The organism is Aeromonas sp. QDB18 (assembly GCF_027705325.1).
GTDB classification, from domain to species: domain Bacteria; phylum Pseudomonadota; class Gammaproteobacteria; order Enterobacterales; family Aeromonadaceae; genus Aeromonas; species Aeromonas caviae.
Genome location: NZ_JAPDBQ010000038.1, coordinates 1 through 15843 on the forward strand (window position 1 = coordinate 1; position 15843 = coordinate 15843).

At 61.7% G+C, this 15843-nt stretch carries 17 protein-coding genes and 1 pseudogene; 7 read left to right on the forward strand and 11 right to left on the reverse strand.

Translation table 11 applies throughout. The features are described 5' to 3' along the window. Window positions 1-123: 123 nt before the first annotated feature. On the forward strand, window positions 124-1443 hold the full coding sequence (locus OKC30_RS08195) for an anaerobic C4-dicarboxylate transporter (protein ID WP_041210978.1): 1320 nt from the start codon (window positions 124-126) through the stop codon (window positions 1441-1443). A gap of 118 nt (window positions 1444-1561) precedes the next feature. Here OKC30_RS08195 and gshA read toward each other — a convergent pair whose 3' ends face one another. The 4 genes from gshA to OKC30_RS08215 are packed head-to-tail and all read right to left on the reverse strand — an operon-like array spanning window position 1562 to window position 7466. Beyond that, window positions 1562-3160 carry a glutamate--cysteine ligase gene (gshA, locus tag OKC30_RS08200; protein WP_160838892.1) on the reverse strand — a complete coding sequence of 533 codons (1599 nt, stop codon included), beginning with the start codon at window positions 3158-3160 and terminating at the stop codon, window positions 1562-1564. A gap of 58 nt (window positions 3161-3218) precedes the next feature. Then, window positions 3219-6032, reverse strand: coding sequence for a M16 family metallopeptidase (locus tag OKC30_RS08205; RefSeq protein WP_160838890.1), 2814 nt, complete (start codon window positions 6030-6032; stop codon window positions 3219-3221). 25 nt (window positions 6033-6057) lie between these two features. Further along, window positions 6058-6495 carry a YqaA family protein gene (locus OKC30_RS08210; RefSeq protein WP_029313803.1) on the reverse strand — a complete coding sequence of 146 codons (438 nt, stop codon included), beginning with the start codon at window positions 6493-6495 and terminating at the stop codon, window positions 6058-6060. Next, entirely contained in the window at window positions 6492-7466 is a 975-nt protein-coding gene (locus tag OKC30_RS08215) for an NADP-dependent oxidoreductase (protein WP_160838888.1), read from the reverse strand. The genes OKC30_RS08210 and OKC30_RS08215 overlap by 4 nt, the downstream gene beginning before the upstream one ends. A 56-nt stretch (window positions 7467-7522) precedes the next feature. Between OKC30_RS08215 and OKC30_RS08220 the strand changes: the two genes are divergently transcribed. Both OKC30_RS08220 and fos read left to right on the forward strand, forming a co-directional pair. Beyond that, the gene (locus OKC30_RS08220) at window positions 7523-7690 is read left to right on the forward strand and encodes a hypothetical protein (protein WP_005308905.1); all 168 of its coding nucleotides are present in this window, start codon (window positions 7523-7525) and stop codon (window positions 7688-7690) included. A 29-nt stretch (window positions 7691-7719) separates the two neighbouring features. Further along, a complete protein-coding gene (gene fos, locus OKC30_RS08225; protein WP_160838886.1) occupies window positions 7720-8121 on the forward strand; it encodes a fosfomycin resistance glutathione transferase in 402 nt (133 codons plus the stop codon). A 7-nt stretch (window positions 8122-8128) separates the two neighbouring features. Here the strand turns inward: fos and OKC30_RS08230 are convergent, their stop codons facing one another. Next, window positions 8129-9124 (reverse strand): hypothetical protein, encoded by a 996-nt coding sequence (locus OKC30_RS08230; RefSeq protein ID WP_052814584.1) that lies wholly within the window; start codon window positions 9122-9124, stop codon window positions 8129-8131. 246 nt (window positions 9125-9370) lie between these two features. On the opposite strand from OKC30_RS08230, the gene OKC30_RS08235 reads away from it, so the two are divergent. Next, on the forward strand, window positions 9371-9649 hold the full coding sequence (locus tag OKC30_RS08235; RefSeq protein ID WP_052814585.1) for a hypothetical protein: 279 nt from the start codon (window positions 9371-9373) through the stop codon (window positions 9647-9649). 25 nt (window positions 9650-9674) lie between these two features. Next, the gene (locus OKC30_RS08240) at window positions 9675-10019 is read left to right on the forward strand and encodes a hypothetical protein (RefSeq protein ID WP_010673122.1); all 345 of its coding nucleotides are present in this window, start codon (window positions 9675-9677) and stop codon (window positions 10017-10019) included. A gap of 54 nt (window positions 10020-10073) precedes the next feature. Here the strand turns inward: OKC30_RS08240 and OKC30_RS08245 are convergent, their stop codons facing one another. From OKC30_RS08245 to rpsF, 4 genes are all read right to left on the reverse strand, one after another. Beyond that, on the reverse strand, window positions 10074-10817 hold the full coding sequence (locus tag OKC30_RS08245; protein ID WP_052814586.1) for a ferredoxin--NADP reductase: 744 nt from the start codon (window positions 10815-10817) through the stop codon (window positions 10074-10076). A gap of 101 nt (window positions 10818-10918) precedes the next feature. Beyond that, the gene (gene rplI, locus OKC30_RS08250) at window positions 10919-11365 is read right to left on the reverse strand and encodes a 50S ribosomal protein L9 (protein ID WP_010673120.1); all 447 of its coding nucleotides are present in this window, start codon (window positions 11363-11365) and stop codon (window positions 10919-10921) included. Between the two features lie 52 nt (window positions 11366-11417). After that, the gene (rpsR, locus tag OKC30_RS08255) at window positions 11418-11648 is read right to left on the reverse strand and encodes a 30S ribosomal protein S18 (RefSeq protein ID WP_005313392.1); all 231 of its coding nucleotides are present in this window, start codon (window positions 11646-11648) and stop codon (window positions 11418-11420) included. A 32-nt stretch (window positions 11649-11680) separates the two neighbouring features. Beyond that, on the reverse strand, window positions 11681-12067 hold the full coding sequence (gene rpsF, locus OKC30_RS08260) for a 30S ribosomal protein S6 (protein WP_005331771.1): 387 nt from the start codon (window positions 12065-12067) through the stop codon (window positions 11681-11683). A gap of 236 nt (window positions 12068-12303) precedes the next feature. On the opposite strand from rpsF, the gene OKC30_RS08265 reads away from it, so the two are divergent. Next, the gene (locus OKC30_RS08265) at window positions 12304-13527 is read left to right on the forward strand and encodes an Nramp family divalent metal transporter (protein ID WP_270809590.1); all 1224 of its coding nucleotides are present in this window, start codon (window positions 12304-12306) and stop codon (window positions 13525-13527) included. A gap of 100 nt (window positions 13528-13627) precedes the next feature. Next, window positions 13628-14476, forward strand: coding sequence for a hypothetical protein (locus OKC30_RS08270; protein ID WP_052814588.1), 849 nt, complete (start codon window positions 13628-13630; stop codon window positions 14474-14476). A gap of 187 nt (window positions 14477-14663) precedes the next feature. Here the strand turns inward: OKC30_RS08270 and OKC30_RS08275 are convergent, their stop codons facing one another. Both OKC30_RS08275 and OKC30_RS08280 read right to left on the reverse strand, forming a co-directional pair. After that, the gene (locus OKC30_RS08275; protein WP_042878826.1) at window positions 14664-15119 is read right to left on the reverse strand and encodes a GNAT family N-acetyltransferase; all 456 of its coding nucleotides are present in this window, start codon (window positions 15117-15119) and stop codon (window positions 14664-14666) included. A gap of 151 nt (window positions 15120-15270) precedes the next feature. Continuing rightward, a pseudogene (locus OKC30_RS08280) lies at window positions 15271-15839 on the reverse strand (Crp/Fnr family transcriptional regulator). Window positions 15840-15843: the final 4 nt, after the last annotated feature.

The following is a 15843-nucleotide window of genomic DNA, read 5'->3' on the forward strand; positions in this document are numbered from 1 at the left end:
CTCTGCTGTCTGAATGAACAATATTTGTTCGAATGTATGGGGTTGTTCAAAGTATAAACACTGATGCGTCAGCCCTGTTCAGCCTAATAAAACCTAAAAAAACTGGAAAATGGAGTGTTCGCTATGATTGGAATCGAGTTACTTGTGGTGCTCGCCGCTATCTATCTGGGGGCCCGGATAGGCAGCATAGGTATCGGCTTTGCCGGTGGTCTGGGGGTATTGGTGCTGACCTGGGGGCTGGGCATGCCCATCCCGAGCGATCAGCTGGTGACTTATCTCCCGTGGGACGTGATCATGATCATCGCGTCCGTCATCTGCGCCATCGCCTGTATGCAGCTGGCCGGCGGGATGGATTATCTGGTGCACCTGGCCGAAAAAGCCCTGCGCAAGAATCCCAAGCACATCACCTTCGCCGCGCCGGTCGTCACCTACCTGATGACCATGCTGGCCGGGACCGGTCACACCGCCTTCTCCACCCTGCCGGTGATCGCCGAAGTGGCCAAGGAGCAGGGCATTCGCCCCTCCCGTCCGCTCTCCATCGCGGTCGTTGCCTCCCAGATTGCCATCACCGCCTCCCCCATCTCGGCGGCCGTGGTCGCTTTCTCCGGCATGCTGGAGCCGCTTGGCGTCGACTACCTGACCCTGCTGGCCATCTGCATCCCGTCCAGCTTCATCGCCTGTCTGCTGGGGGCCTTTATCGCCAACCTGCTGGGCAAGCCGCTGGATCAGGACGAAGTCTATCTGGAGCGCAAAGCCAAGGGACTCATCAAGCTGCGCGGTACCAGCCAGGTTGAGATCAAGCCTTATGCCAAGCTCTCCGTCGGCATCTTCGTCGCCTCCATCGTGGCCGTGATGGCCTATGCCACCGCCATCTCCGGCAACGTCGGCCTCATCAGCAGCCCGCCGATCCCCCGCGATGGCGCCATCATGGGCATCATGCTCTCCGCCGCCACCCTGATGGTACTGTTCTGCAAACTGGACGCGGCCCAGATCACCAACATGCCGACCTTCAAGTCCGGTATGTCCGCCTGTATCTGCGTGCTGGGCGTGGCCTGGCTGGGCAACGTCTTCGTGAAGGGCAACATGGTCGAGATCCAGGCGTTCGCCGGCGATCTGCTGAGCCAATACAGCTGGCTGCTGGCCGTGGTGCTGTTCTTCTCCTCCATGCTGCTCTACTCGCAAGGCGCCACCACCAAGGCCCTGATGCCTGCCGCCCTGGCACTGGGTGTCAGCCCGCTGGCGGCCATCGCCTCCTTCGCCGCCGTGAGCGCCCTGTTCGTGCTGCCGACCTACCCGACCCTGCTGGCCGCGGTCGAGATGGACGACACCGGCTCCACCCGCATCGGCAAGGCCGTGTTCAACCACCCCTTCTTCATCCCGGGTGTGGCCACCATCGCCATGGCAGTAGCGCTCGGCTTCTTCTTCGGTGGTCTCATCCTCTGACCGATGAACCACCCCATGCAAAACGGCCCGAACGGGCCGTTTTTTTATGCCAGGCCACCGCCGGGCGCCCATGAAAAAGCCGCTCCCGGGAGCGGCTTTCGTCATCCTGGCGGCATCCTCAGGCCGTGGTCTGGCGGGTACCGAAATAATCAGCCAGGAAGTCGTCGAACGACAGGCTGTCACTGCGTTCCCGCTCCCGCTGCTTGGCCAGGGAGTCCCGTGCCTCGCCGGCAAAGTAGGCCTCGTCCCAGTACTGCAGCTCGCCGGCCAGCATCTCTTCCCGGTAGCGGCTCGCCAGCGCATCGCCGAAGCAGCCGTTGTCCTGGCCGCTTGAAAGCAACTGCTTGAGCAGGCGGGCGGAGTAGGTCTGCTCGGGGTCGAGCAGCTTCTCACGGTGCATCGCCAGCGTCTCGCGATAGCGGTTGCGACCGCAGCAGCGATCCAGCAGCGCTGCGACCTCGGCCAGCTCGTCGAACAGCTTGAGGCCGTACTCCTTGAGGCCGATGGCATTGCCCTGCTCATCTTCAAGCGTCAGGCCGGGGCGACGCCCCTCCAGCACCACCTTGTTCTGGTTGCGGCGGTTGCGGGCAACCTCGTCATCCGAGAGCACGGAGGACGGGCGCAACAGGCACCAGACCAGGAAGAGATCGAAGAAGCGGATCTGATCCACCTCGATACCGAACGGGGTAAAGGGATTGACGTCCACCGTGCGCAGCTCGATGTATTCGATGCCGCGCTGCTCCAGCGCATCCGAGGGCTTCTCGCCACTGCGGGGAGTACGCTTGGGGCGGATCGGCGCGTAGAGCTCGTTCTCAAGCTGCAGCACGTTGTCGTTGAGCTGGCGGTACTCGCCGTTCACCTTGACCCCTATCCTGGCGAAGTCGGGATCATGGGTATTGATGGCCCGGCGCAGGCTGCTCACATAGGCGGGCAGGCTGTCATGACTGATCTTGAGCCCCGCCTGGGCGCTGTTGGTGTAACCGAGATCGGACAGGCGCAGGGCGGTTGCATAGGGCAGGTAAAGGGTGCCCTTACCGGTCTTCTGGAACGGCAGGCTGCTCTTGCGCCCCTTGAGGAAGGAGTCGCAGATGGCAGGAGACGCGCCGAACAAATAGGGCACCAGCCAGCCGAAGCGGTAGACGTTGCGAATAAGCCCCATGTACTTGTCGGAGATAAAGCGCTGGCTGCAGCAGCCCTCTCCCACCAGATCCTGCCACTCGCACCAGAAGCTGTCCGGCATGGAGAAGTTGAAGTGCACCCCGGCGATCACCTGCATCAGGCTGCCGTAGCGGTTCTTCAGCCCCTGGCGATAGAGGGTCTTCATCCGCCCGATGTTGGAGCTGCCGTACTGGGCTAGGCGGATGCTCTCCTCGTCACCGACGAAGCAGGGCATGGAGAGGGGCCAGATCCGCTCCTCTCCCAGATGATGAATGGTGTGGCGGTGAATGTCGCCGAGCTGCTCGATCAGGCTCTCGATGGAGTCGGTGGCCGGCGTGATGAACTCCAGCAGGCTCTCGGAGTAATCGGTGGTGATGTTGGCATGGGTCAGGGCCGACCCCAGGCTTCTGGGGTGATCGGTCTGGGCCAGGGTCCCTTCGGGGGTGATGCGCAGACATTCGCGCTCGATCCCGCGCCGGATCCCCTTGAGGGCGGTCACCCGTTCCGGGGTGCCCAGCGCAGCCAGCAACTCGGTGAGCGACAAGCTAGTAGTAGTCATATTCACGGCTCATGTGTGGCCGCCCCACCCGGGGCGGCACTTATTGTTGCGACGCCCCTCAGGGCAGTTGCAGTGGATAGATGGGAAGATGAAGCTCGCTCAGGGGTTTTTCAAGCTTTTGCTTGTCTCCCACCACCACAATCACCATCTCGGCCGGATCCAGCCAGCGGGCTGCACTGGCCTTCAGCGTCTCGGGTGACACCGTTTTGATCAGGTTGTTCTGGGCCTGCACATAGTCCGGCTTCAGGTCGTACATGATCATCTGCAGCAGGAAGCCAGCCTTCTGCCCCAGGGTCTCGTAGGAGAGCACATCCTGCTGGGAGACGGCGCTGCGCATGTAGGCCAGCTCCACCGGGGTCGGCCCGCTCTTGCGGTAGCCGTCCATCTCCTTGAGGAACTGGCGGATGGCATCCACGGTCGCATCGGTGCGCACATTGGCGCCGGTCGCGAAGACCCCCGCCTCGCGGTTGGCCTGGAAGCCCGAGCTGGCACCATAGGTGTAGCCCTTGTCTTCCCGCAGGTTGAGGTTGATGCGGCTGTTGAAGTTGCCACCCAGGTTGAAGTTCATCAGGTTGGCGATGAAATAGTCTCCCGTGGTGTCAAACGCCATGGCGCGGCGGCCGATGCGGATCACCGACTGGGGGGCCCCCGGCTTGTCCACCAGATAGATGCCTGGCTTGGCCTGCTCTCCCCCGGGCTTGAGATCCCCCAGGGTCGGGGCGGCCCCCTGCCACTGGGTCAGGAAGGCGAGACCGGATTCCACCTGCTGGGCGGTCACATCACCTGTCACCACCACCTTGGCATTGGCCGGATTGTAATAGGCCTCATAGAAGCGCTTCACATCCGCCAGGGTCAGCTTCTCCACGTCCGCCAGCGCCCCGTCAGAGGGTTGGCCAAGGCGGTTCTGCTTGCCATAGACCAGTTCGCGGAACGCCTGACCCGCCAGCCACTCGGGTTGCTGCTCGCTCTGTTTCATGCCTTGCAGCATCTGGGTCTTGAGCCGCTCGAAGTCCGCTTCCCGCAGGCCGGGTTGCAGCAGCACTTCCCGCACCAGCGCCAGGGTTTCGGGCAGCTTGTCCGCCAGACTGCTGATGGTGATGAGGTTGTTGTACTGGGCGCTGGAGACGCTGATGCTGGCGCCGAGTTTTTGCAGCTCGTCGCTCAGCTCGGCCTCGGAGAGGCGCGTCGTCCCCTGCTCCAGCATGGCGGCGGTAAGACTCGCCAGCCCCAGCTCTCCCTTGCCTTCGGCCCGGATGCCACCCGGCAGGGCGATCATGATGGAGACGGCCGGGATCTCGTCGCTGTGGGTGCCGATGATCTCGATCCCCTTGCCGAGCTTGCCACGCCAGATGGCGGGCACCTTGACACTCACCGCATCGGCCGCCTTAGGCTGCACGCTGCGATCGAAGTCATCTTTCACCGGCCGCTCGGCAAGCACCTTGTCATGCTTGCTGTAATCCGGCAGCTCCCGCTTGGCGGGAGTGAAGTTCGGGGTCGCGGCCTGCCAGTCGCTCTTGCCCTTGGGCACCACGCTCAGCACCACGGCAGGCTTGTTCTGGATGAACTTGTCGTAGGCAGCCTTGACGTCAGACCCCTTGACCCGGGCGATGGCATCCAGATTCTTGAACACATAGTCGGGATCCCGGGCCAGCACCTGCCCCATGGCAAGCTGGCTGACCTTGCCCTCAATACTGTCGAGTCCCCAGATGGCGGACGCGCGATAGCTACTGATGGCCTTCTCCAGATCCGCGGGCTTGATGCCGCGCTGGGCGAACTCGCCGATCACCTTGTCCACCTCGCCCTTGAGGGTCTTGAGGCTGCCATCCGCCGCCGGATTGGGGTAGGCATAGACCGTCAGGGTACAGGCAAGTTCTTCGCAGGAGTGGGAGGCACCCGCCTCGATGGCCTTGCCGGTTTTCACCAGGGACTGGTAGAGCATGGAGCTGGCAGAGCCCCCCAGCACATCGGCAAAGATGTCCAGCGCCGGCTCCTGCGGGTCACCCAGGGAGACGGTCGGGTAGCTGATATACAGGAGCGGTAGATGCACCTTGTCTTCCAGCGTCACGTAGCGGGTTGCCGGCAGGGTGGCAGGCTGAGGCGTCGGTTCGGCCACGTCCGGACCGCGCGGGATGGAACCGAAGTACTGCTCAATCCAGGCCAGCGCCTGCTTGGTATCAAAGTCGCCGCCCAGGGTCAGGGTCGCATTGTTGGGGCCGTACCAGCGCAGGAAGAACTGCTTGAGGTCGTTGACGTCGACCCGGTCGAGATCCTCCACATAACCGATGGCTTGCCAGGAGTAGGGGTGGGTGCGCGGATAGAGTGCCTCCCCCACCCGCTCGCCCACCAGGCCATAAGGCTGGTTGTCGATGCGCTGGGCCCGTTCGTTCTTGACGGTGGCGCGCTGGATCTCGAACTTCTTCTGGCTCACCGCATCGAGCAGGAAGCCCATGCGATCCGCCTCCAGCCAGAGCACCTTCTCCAGCTGGTTGGCCGGCACGGTTTCGTAGTAGTTGGTGCGGTCCTTGTTGGTGGTGCCGTTCATGTCACCGCCCGCCTCGTTGATGATCCGCATGTGTTCCTGATCACCAACGTGCTTGGAGCCCTGGAACATCATGTGCTCGAAGAAGTGGGCAAAGCCCGACTTGCCCACGGTTTCCCGGGAGGAACCGACGTGATAGGTGACGTCCAGATGCACCAGGGGATCGGAGTGGTCGGGGGCCAGGATCACGGTCAAACCGTTGTCCAGCTTGTACATCTGGTAGGGAATGCCGAGCTTGCCCTCCTGCTTGACCTGCTCGGACACGAGGGTCGGGGCCGCCAGCACGGGAAGGGAGAAGCCCAGCAGCATGCTTAATGGAATGAGTTTGTTCACGGGTACCTCGTGAGTGACAAAAGGGCTAGAAGATCTGACTGGCCAGCAGAAACACCAGGGCATAACGAAGCAATTTGCCGAGCCCGATCAAGATGAGGGAGCGCCAGAAGGAGAGGCGCAGCCAACCAGCCAGCAGACAGAGACCATCGCCGACCACAGGCGTCCAGGCAAGCAGCAGACACCAGTGGCCATGACGTTTGAGCCAACCAAGGGCTTTTTGTTCCCCACGGCCTTGAAAATCTTCCGGTTTTTTCTTGTGGGTGGCGAGCCAGCCGAGCCACCAGGTGGTCATGGAACCCAGGGTATTGCCCAGCGTCGCCCAGAAAAGCAGGCTGGTCATGCTCCACTCCCCCTTGACCGCCATGGCGCCCAGCAGCACTTCCGAGCTGCCGGGCAACAGGGTGGCGGAGGTGAAGGCACTCAGAAACAGCCCTCCCAGCCCCATCCCGGTGAAGTCTATCATCCGGGCTGGCCGTCTGCGGCGGACATGCGCAGCAACAGCTTGCCGCGCACATGGCCCTGCTCGATGGCCTGATGGGCCAGCGCCCCTTCTGCCAGCGTGTATTCACCGGAGACGGTGATCTTCACTTCCCCCTGGCGAAGCAGCGTCAGCATCTGGGTCAGCTGCGTTCGATCGGGATGGACCAGCATGCCGACAACCTCGACACCGAGCTCGGCCCCCGCGTCCTTGATCTGCTGGGCCGTGATGGTGGGTACCGTCACCAGACGGCCGCCCGGCTTGACGCAGGCCAGCGCCGCCTTGCCGCTCTCGCCCCCCACCAGATCCAGCACCAGATCGAACGGACCATCGGTGATCGCCTCGGTGCACCACCCGGCCTGGTGGTAATCCACCATCCGGCTCGCCCCGAGACTATGAAGGAAGCTGTGATTGTCGCCGCTTGCCGTGGCAACCACGTGGGCACCATAGGCGGCGGCAAACTGCACCGCCAGATGGCCGACGCCACCGGCACCGGCCAGGATCAGTACCCGTTGCCCCGACTGCAAGCCACCGTGCTCCAGCAGCCCCTGCCAGGCGGTGAGTCCCGCCAGCGGCAGGGCCGCTCCCTGCCTGAGGCTCACCCCATCGAGCTTGACCAGCTCCTCCTCGCGGGCCACCACGGATTCGGCATATGCACCGGCGGCGAGGGGGAAACCCACCATGCCGCACACCAGTTCCCCCTCGGCCAGAGAGGTCACGCAGGGCCCCACCTTTTCCACCACACCGGCCACGTCATAGCCCGGCGTCCAGGGCAGGTTGTCCTTGTTCTGGGCGGCCGCCCAGCCGAGACCGGCCCGTGTCTTGGCATCGATGGGGTTGACCCCCGCAAAGCAGATGCGCACCCGGACTTCTCCCTCCGCGGGCACCTTGTCCAGGGAAGGGTTGAGCCTGAGTACCGAGGGGTCGCCGAATGCGGTAATCTGTAGCTGCGTCATTGCACAATCCATCCTGTTGATTGATCAAGGGTCAACAGAATAACAGCGAGGACACCATGGCTCGAATGTTTCTTATTCCTCTGTTGCTGGCCCTGGGGTGGTGGGCGTTTCTGCTCTACTTCCGCATTCCGCTCAAACAGGGGGCAAAGGGCTTTTACTGGATCATCGGCATCGGCGGCGGGCTGGCCGCCTTCCTCAGCCTGATGATGGTGCTCACTCACTAGGGTTCAGGGACAAGGGGGAAGAAGAGAAGATGCTGCAGGGACTGAACCATCTCACACTGGCAACCGGCAATCTCGACAGCAGCGTTGCCTTTTATGTCGACTTGCTGGGATGTCGCCCCAGGGTGAGATGGGCACGGGGAGCCTATCTCACCCTCGGCGATCTCTGGCTCTGTCTCTCCTGCGATCCTCCCCAACCGGCCAGAGATTACAGTCATGTCGCGTTTGGCATCTCGCCTGAACAGTTTCCAGCTTTCTGCGCCCGTCTGCGCGCGGCGGGCGTCGTGGAGTGGAAGAAGAACAGCAGCGAAGGGGATTCACTCTATCTGCTGGATCCCGACGGGCACCGGCTGGAAATCCATGCAGGCAACCTGGATAGCCGGCTCGCCTCCCTCAGACAGCAACCCTATGAGGGTCTTATCTGGTTCGACTGAGCCGGATTCACCCCTGCTCGGCACGAAGATGGTAGTGACGATTGCTGCCCTGCCCCAGCACGCCCTGCGCCAGCAGATGCTGGAACACCCGGTCCACCTCCTCCAGAGACAGTGACAATGCCTCTGCCACCTTGCGTTTGCTGCATTTGAGCTCGCCGCTCTCCAGCGCGCCGCGCACCTGGGCGACCACGGCTGGCTCGGGCACGGGTCTGCTGAATGCTGACGGCTCCGGGGTCGGCACTGCGACCAGGGCCTCGGCTTGCGCCTTCTCCCGTTGCCACATCCATTGACGGCGGAAGCGGTTCTCCTCACCGATCAGGCTGACGAAAAAGGCACCAAACGCATCGAGCAGGATAGACAGGAAGCAGACCAGCAGGAACTGCACCTGGCCGATGCTCATGCCCACCCCGTCCGCCAGACTGCTCATCAGCCCCAGCATGGAGGACTGCTCCCCCAGCGGCTTGGCGTCCCGCTCCTGGCGCAGCTCGTCCTGACGCAGCCTGAGCTTGGTGTTGGCCTGCTGCAGACCGCTGACGCCGCTCGAGATACGCGCCATCTCGATGTATTTGCGGGCCGCCTCTTCGTTGAGCTGGATCTGCCGCTCTATGCTGGCTATCTGCTCGTCGAAACGGGCTATCTCCCGCTCGTGACGCGCCTGCTGGCTCAGGATGGTGTTGGTGGCGCTGTTGATGCCGCCGATACTGCCCCCGATGGAGATGGCAGCGAGAACGCTGTAGAACAGCAGCGACCAGAAGGCGCCGCCCAGATCCCGCCTCGCCTTGCACTCGCCGTACTCGTACCAGACGTAGAACTTGCCCAGCTCGAAGATGATGGCCAGCCCGCCGAACAGCCACTTCATCAGGGGGTTTTCGTCGATGGAGAGAAACAGCAGCAGGGAGAAGACGATGGAAGCCAGAATGGCCAGCCCGGTAAAACTGTAGACAGTCGTGAGGGCGAACCATCCCTTGGGGTAACGCAATGCGGCGCAAGCCTGAGTAGTCATGATGAAACGGGAAACATCTGCAGGAAAAGTTGGCTGCCGATTATAGTCGCCACTCCCCCGGAGAGAAGGGCAAATCCCCGAATTCCCGCCGATGGACGATCAGCTGCCCAGAGTGCGACCAAAACGTGCAAATCGGCAGCAGAAAAACACTACAATCGACCCCGAACCTGAAGGACATCTGCGGTTATGCTCGGGTTAAGCCCGCCGCATTACACTCTTTTCCACCGAACACGACTCGAGGACATCATGAACAGAACGACGGCTTTGTTGCTCTCTCTTTTTCTGATCACCGGTAGCGCCCTGGCACAGGACGATGGGAGCCAGACCTTCTCCGTGGATGCGCTGACCTTCAATCTGGACTGGAATGACACGCAGTTTGACTGGTCCCAGAGCAACTGCTTCGATCTCGGGAGCGGTGACGCGGCCGCCGCCGACTGCAAGAGGACCAACCTCAATCTGGAGGACGAGACGCAGCGCAACCAGCCCCCCAGCACCAACCAGATCAGCACGCAACCGGATCAATGATCCCCCTGACAGGAGCCTTGATGCGATGACCCACATGACCATGACTTCCCGCGGCGCACTGCTGCTCTCCCTGCTTCTGGTTCAGGGAATGGCCTTTGCTGCCCCCCCTTCCAAACACGATGACGACATCCGGATCTCCACCGACCAGGGCCGGGTAAGCCTGGATTGGGACGACAAGGAGTACGAGTGGTGGCAGCACAACTGCCTGGATGTCAGCACCCGGACCAGCCGCATCCAGCTCAACTGCGACAACATGGATGGAAAATACCGCGACCATTACAACCGCAGCATTCACAGTGGCAACAACCCGGGTCAGGGCCATGACAAGCCCAGGAACAAGCACGGCGGCAACGGCCACCAAAAACACTGACCAGCATGCCCATGGACATGGTTGAGGGGCCTGTGGCCCCTGGAGTCATGTCCCCTACCAGTAGTTTTCCATGCTGATATTGCCGGGGGCGCGACGCAGGTTCTTGGCAAGCCCCAGCCCGAGCAGGGTCTGCTGAGTCTCTTTCACCATGGCGGGGTTGCCGCAGATCATCACCTGGCTCAACTCGGGGGAGAAGTTCAGCCCCACCCTCGCCTGCAAGCTGCCATCGACGATGGCTGCCGGGATGCGCCCTGCCATCGCCTCCGGCCAGGTCTCACGACTGACGAAGGGAACATAGCGAAAACGCTCGCCATGCTGCTCGGCAAAACTGGCGATAAGCGGCTGATAGCTGAGCTCTTCCCCTTTTCTCACCCCATGTACCAGCACCAGATGCTCGAAGCGGTCGAAGACCTGTCCTTCTGCCAGCATGGCGAGGAAGGGGCCGATGGCGGTGCCGGTTGAGAGCAGCCAGAGATCCCGTCCCGGGGGAATCTCATCCAGGGTCAGGAAACCGGTGGCCTGGGACTGCACCAGCAGGCCGTCGCCCACCTGCAGGGAACCGAGAGAGGGGCTCAGTTCACCGCCGGGGATCTCCACCAGATAGAATTCGTGATAGGGCGTGCCGGGAGGATTGACGAAGGAATAGGCACGCTGGACTCGACGCTCGCCCTGCTCCAGGGCCAGCTTGGTGAATTGACCCGCCTTGTAGGGGGCAAGTTCCGCCTCCACACGCAGGGAGAGCAGGGTGGGTGTCCACTCGATGCGCTCGATGACCCGACCTTCAACCCAGGCAGCCATAAAGGTTCTCCTCCAGAGGAACAGACCTTCACTTTACCCCTTGATCTGAAAATAAAAAACCCGCGCATGTGCGCGGGTTTTTCTGCAAGAGCGGAACGCTATTACAGAGCAACAACCTGGATTTGTACGGTTGCTTTGACGTCAGCGTGCAGCTGAACAACAACTTCGTACTCACCGGTGTTACGCAGAACGTTGCCCATGCGGACTTCGCTCTTGGCAACGGCTACGCCGGCAGCAGTGATGGCTTCAGCCACATCACGGGTACCGATGGAACCGAACAGCTTGCCTTCGTCGCCAGACTTGGAGGCGATGACAACGGCAGCCAGCTCACCCAGCTTGGCAGCGCGCTCTTCGGCAGCAGCCTTGTTGGCAGCCAGTTTGGCTTCCAGCTCAGCGCGACGAGCACCGAAGGCTTCGATGTTGGCCTTGGTGGCCATAACAGCTTTGCCTTGCGGGATCAGGTAGTTACGGGCATAACCAGCTTTTACGGAAACTTGGTCACCCAGACCGCCCAGTTTGGCGATCTTATCGAGCAGGATAACTTGCATTACCTTTCCTCTATAAATTTCGTTGAGTTAGGCGTAAGCGCCGGGCCGATTCTTACTTGTTGTGCAGATCGGTGTACGGCAGCAGAGCCAGGTAACGAGCACGCTTGATGGCGCGTGCCAGCTGACGCTGATACTTGGCGCGGGTACCGGTGATACGGCTCGGTACGATCTTGCCAGATTCAGTGACGTAGTTTTTCAGAGTAACGATATCTTTGTAGTCGATCTCGGTAACGTTCTCGGCGGTGAAGCGGCAGAACTTACGACGACGGAAATAACGTGCCATGGCCTTTATCCTCTAATGCGGTGATCTAAGAATTACTCTTCGGAAGACGCTTCAACAGCATCTTCGCGACGCTCGTCGTCACGACGGGTGAAGCGCTCTTCCTTGGCCTTGGCCATCGGAGAAACTTCAGTCACGGCGTGCTTGGTGCGCATGATCATGTTGCGGATAACGGCATCGTTGAAGCGGAAGTTGGTTTCCAGCTCATCGATAACGGCCTGTTCAGCTTCTACGTTCATCAGAACGTAGTGAGCCTTGTGCAGCTTGTCGATCGGGTAAGCCAGTTGACGACGGCCCCAATCTTCCAGGCGATGAATGGTACCACCAGCGGTGGTGATAGCGCCGGTGTAACGCTCGATCATGCCAGGTACTTGCTCGCTCTGGTCCGGATGAACCATGAAGACGATTTCGTAATGACGCATTTTAGCTCCTTACGGATTAATTCAGCCTCCGCCCAGGTGCAGCCAGACCTCGGAGGCAAGGAACATAGTGATGTTTAGACGCTGCTTTCTAGGGCGGCGTATTGTACGAAATCACCTCTCCCACTGCAACTGGCGAAGCAAGATGTTTTTCTCGATGAGCCCGATACAAAACTTTAATTGATAACAATTATCACTTAGATCCATACTCTCCTCATATCCCCACGGAGGATGACAGTATGCAACCTGCGCTCACCACGGCCATCCCGGCCCGCAAATTCAAGCTGACCCTGCTCGGCCCCGCCTTCATCGCCGCCATCGGTTATATCGACCCGGGCAATTTTGCGACCAATATCCAGGCCGGCTCCACCTTCGGCTATCAACTGCTGTGGGTAGTGGTGTGGGCCAACCTGATGGCCATGCTGGTGCAGACCCTCTCGGCCAAGCTCGGTATCGTCACTGGCAAGAACCTGGCGGAACACATTCGTGATCGTATGCCCAGGCCCGCAGTCTGGGCCTATTGGGTGCAGGCCGAGATCATCGCCATCGCCACCGATCTCGCCGAGTTCATCGGCGCTGCGGTCGGCTTCAAACTGCTGCTCGGCATCACCCTGTTGGAAGGGGCCTGCATCACCGCCGTGGTCACCTGGGGGATCCTGATGCTTCAATCCCGCGGCCAGAAGCCGCTGGAGTTCGTGGTGGGCGGCCTGCTGCTGTTCGTGGCCGCCGCCTACATCGTCGAGCTGATCTTCTCGCGCCCCCACCTGCCGAGTCTGCTGGAAGGAGCACTCTTCCCCGGCCTCCCCAATGGTGATGCTGTCTATCTTGCCGCCGGCGTGCTTGGTGCCACCGTGATGCCCCATGTCATCTATCTCCACTCGGCCCTGACCCAGCATACCCAGGAGCAGGGCACGGTGACCCAGCGACTGCACAGCACCCGGGTCGACGTGGCCATCGCCATGACCATCGCCGGCTTCGTCAACCTGGCCATGATGGCCATGGCGGCGGCCGCCTTCCACAGCTCCGGCAATCAGCAGGTGGCCGAGCTGGAAACGGCCTACCAGACCCTCACGCCCCTGCTGGGCCCGGCAGCCGCCACCCTGTTCGGCCTCTCCCTGGTCGCCTCCGGCATCTCCTCCACCGTGGTGGGAACGCTGGCGGGACAAGTGGTGATGCAGGGCTTCGTGCGCTTCACCATTCCGCTCTGGCTGCGCCGAGCCATCACCATGGCTCCCGCCTTCGTGGTGATCGCCATGGGCCTCAACACCACGGAAATTCTGGTACTGAGCCAGGTAGTGCTGAGCTTCGGCATCGCCCTCGCTCTTATTCCGCTGCTGATCCTGACCGGTGATCGCGCCCTGATGGGGGCACATCGCAATCACCCCGTCACCCAGGCCGTGGGGCGCCTCATCGTCGCCCTGGTGATCGGCCTCAATGCCTATCTGCTGGTCACCACCCTCTAAAGCCATCTTGAGGCTCATTGACCCGGGTTGATGAGCCTCTTCGCACTTTCGCGTATGCAGCCTCTTTCCCTTCTCATCATCTCGTTGCGGGAGCCCTGCCATGGAACATACCCGAGCCAGCTTCGTACTGGGCCACCATCAGGAACAGGCCAGCGTCGTCTGTTGCAAACAGGGGGATCCGACCCTGCTGGTCACCGACCTCACCCCCTTTCATCCCCAGAGCCACCTCTGGCCCGATCAACCCGGTGACGTGGGCACTGTGCGCTGGGAAGGGGGGGAAGCGGCCGTGGGCCCCTGCCGCATGGGCGCCATCAGTCCCGAGGGAGAGCTGTTCGTGGATACGGAGATTCCGGTCAAGCGAGGGGCTGATGGGTGGGCTTTCGTGGTGGTGCACCCCCTCGCTGGTTCCCATCACCTTGCCATTGGCTCGCCTGTGGAACTGACGGTGGATGCCGAGGCACGCCATGCCCTGAGCCTGGGCCACAGCGCCTGCCACCTGGTGGCACTGGCCCTCAATCGGGCGCTCACGCCCTATTGGCGAAAGGAGACAAGCGAGCTGGACGCTCTCGGGCAGCCGGATTTCGACCGCCTCGCCATCCAGCACTCCCGGGTCGAGCCCAGAGGATCAAAGGAGCAGTACCGGATCGGCAAGAGCCTTCGGAAAAAGGGAATCAACAGCGAGGCACTGCTGGCCGACCTCGACAGGATAGCGCTCCAGGTCAACGAGCAGCTGATGCGCTGGCTCAAAGAGGGAGGCGAGATCCGCCGCAGCCGGGCCGGTGATGCCATCATCGATTCCCGCTACTGGCATGGCATGGTGGACGGTCGGGAGATCACCATTCCCTGTGGCGGCACCCATGTAAGCACTCTGACCGAGTTGGGCCAGGTTCAGGTGACGCTGGCCTCCAGTGAAGAGGGATTTACCCTCACCACCCGGGTCACTCCCTGAACCACCACAGCCTTCCTGATGTCGCACCGCCCTGACCGGGGCGGTGTCCCGACAGAGAGACCCGCAGGCAGATCAGCGCGGCGGTATCTCACCCCGGGCTGCGACCCCATGGCCACGGGGTAGCAAAAAACCATGCGATGCACCACGGATGAGGGGCCACTTGCCCCTTTCCTGGCGCCTGACGATGTCAGGCAGGCTCCCTTCGCATCCCCATGTGAGGGATGTCATCTTCCAGATATCCTTCCCCTTCGGCCACGAAACCATGCTGGCCGTAAAAGCCTTGCAGGTGGGCCTGTGCACCGAGCCAGATGCTGTGTGCAGGCCAGCGAGCCTCGCACTCTCTGACCGCTTGCGCCAGCAGGCGGTGACCCAGTCCGCCCCCCCGCGACGTGGGAGAGGTGACCACACGGCCGATGGCGGCGCCGCTGCCATCACCAATGCCGGGCGCCATGATGCGGGCATAGGCCGCCAGGTGATCCCCCTCACGACCGAGCAGATGCAGCACGCCGTCACGGCGATCCAGCCCGTCCAGATCCTGGAAGGGACAGGTCTGCTCCACCACGAACACCTCGGCGCGCAGGGCAAGCAGCTCATACAATTCATCCGTGGTCAGCTCGGACCAGGATTTCATACTCCAGTTCATGAATGACTCCTGTTTAATGGGGTCTGACAGCATAATCTTGCTCCCGACGAGGGGCATTAACCTTGGTTAAGTTGGCCCCCTTCTCATCCAATGCGGACATGGCCGACAAAGAGCCGATCTCTGCCCAGGTTCATCGGCAATCCCTTCTGGCTCAACCCTGATCGCGCGTTTTCAGCCGCCTGCGGATGCGGCTCAGGCTGATGGGGGTGATCCCCAGATATGCGGCAATCTGGTGATCCGGAACCCTGGCATCCAGCGCGGGGAAGCTTCGCAGAAAATGCTGATAGCGCGCCTCTGGGCCCCCGGTCAGCAGTAACAGCTCTTTCTCCTCCTTGATGCGCAGTTGCACTTCAAGGAGATGGTGATACCAGGCGGGCCAGCAAGGGAGTCGGCGCAGATCCGCCAGCGGAAGAAGTTGCAGCCGGCAAGGCTCCAGCGCCTCCACGCTGTAGCGGGCGGGCTCACCACTGAGCAGGTGGTGGAAGTCGATAAACTCGTCCCCCTCCCAATAGAACTCCTTGATGTACTCGCGGCCATCCGCCAGCACCACCTTGGCCCGCAGCAACCCCTCCTCCACTCTGACCAGCAGCGCCGGACTGTCACCGGCATGCCAGAGGCAGGTGCGAGGGGGCAAGGTCAGGGAGCGGACAAAAGAGAGGAGGCGCTCGGCCTCCTGCTCATCTGCAACCCGTTCCCAGACAAAGGGGGTCTGTCGGTCATCGTC

Coding starts and splice junctions, on each gene's coding strand:
- OKC30_RS08195 (WP_041210978.1), top strand. CDS start 124: ATGATTGGAATCGAGTTACTTGTGGTGCTCGCCGCTATCTATCTGGGG.
- gshA (WP_160838892.1), bottom strand. CDS start 3,160: ATGACTACTACTAGCTTGTCGCTCACCGAGTTGCTGGCTGCGCTGGGC.
- OKC30_RS08210 (WP_029313803.1), bottom strand. CDS start 6,495: ATGATAGACTTCACCGGGATGGGGCTGGGAGGGCTGTTTCTGAGTGCC.
- OKC30_RS08215 (WP_160838888.1), bottom strand. CDS start 7,466: ATGACGCAGCTACAGATTACCGCATTCGGCGACCCCTCGGTACTCAGG.
- OKC30_RS08220 (WP_005308905.1), top strand. CDS start 7,523: ATGGCTCGAATGTTTCTTATTCCTCTGTTGCTGGCCCTGGGGTGGTGG.
- fos (WP_160838886.1), top strand. CDS start 7,720: ATGCTGCAGGGACTGAACCATCTCACACTGGCAACCGGCAATCTCGAC.
- OKC30_RS08230 (WP_052814584.1), bottom strand. CDS start 9,124: ATGACTACTCAGGCTTGCGCCGCATTGCGTTACCCCAAGGGATGGTTC.
- OKC30_RS08235 (WP_052814585.1), top strand. CDS start 9,371: ATGAACAGAACGACGGCTTTGTTGCTCTCTCTTTTTCTGATCACCGGT.
- OKC30_RS08240 (WP_010673122.1), top strand. CDS start 9,675: ATGACCCACATGACCATGACTTCCCGCGGCGCACTGCTGCTCTCCCTG.
- OKC30_RS08245 (WP_052814586.1), bottom strand. CDS start 10,817: ATGGCTGCCTGGGTTGAAGGTCGGGTCATCGAGCGCATCGAGTGGACA.
- rplI (WP_010673120.1), bottom strand. CDS start 11,365: ATGCAAGTTATCCTGCTCGATAAGATCGCCAAACTGGGCGGTCTGGGT.
- rpsR (WP_005313392.1), bottom strand. CDS start 11,648: ATGGCACGTTATTTCCGTCGTCGTAAGTTCTGCCGCTTCACCGCCGAG.
- rpsF (WP_005331771.1), bottom strand. CDS start 12,067: ATGCGTCATTACGAAATCGTCTTCATGGTTCATCCGGACCAGAGCGAG.
- OKC30_RS08265 (WP_270809590.1), top strand. CDS start 12,304: ATGCAACCTGCGCTCACCACGGCCATCCCGGCCCGCAAATTCAAGCTG.
- OKC30_RS08270 (WP_052814588.1), top strand. CDS start 13,628: ATGGAACATACCCGAGCCAGCTTCGTACTGGGCCACCATCAGGAACAG.
- OKC30_RS08275 (WP_042878826.1), bottom strand. CDS start 15,119: ATGAACTGGAGTATGAAATCCTGGTCCGAGCTGACCACGGATGAATTG.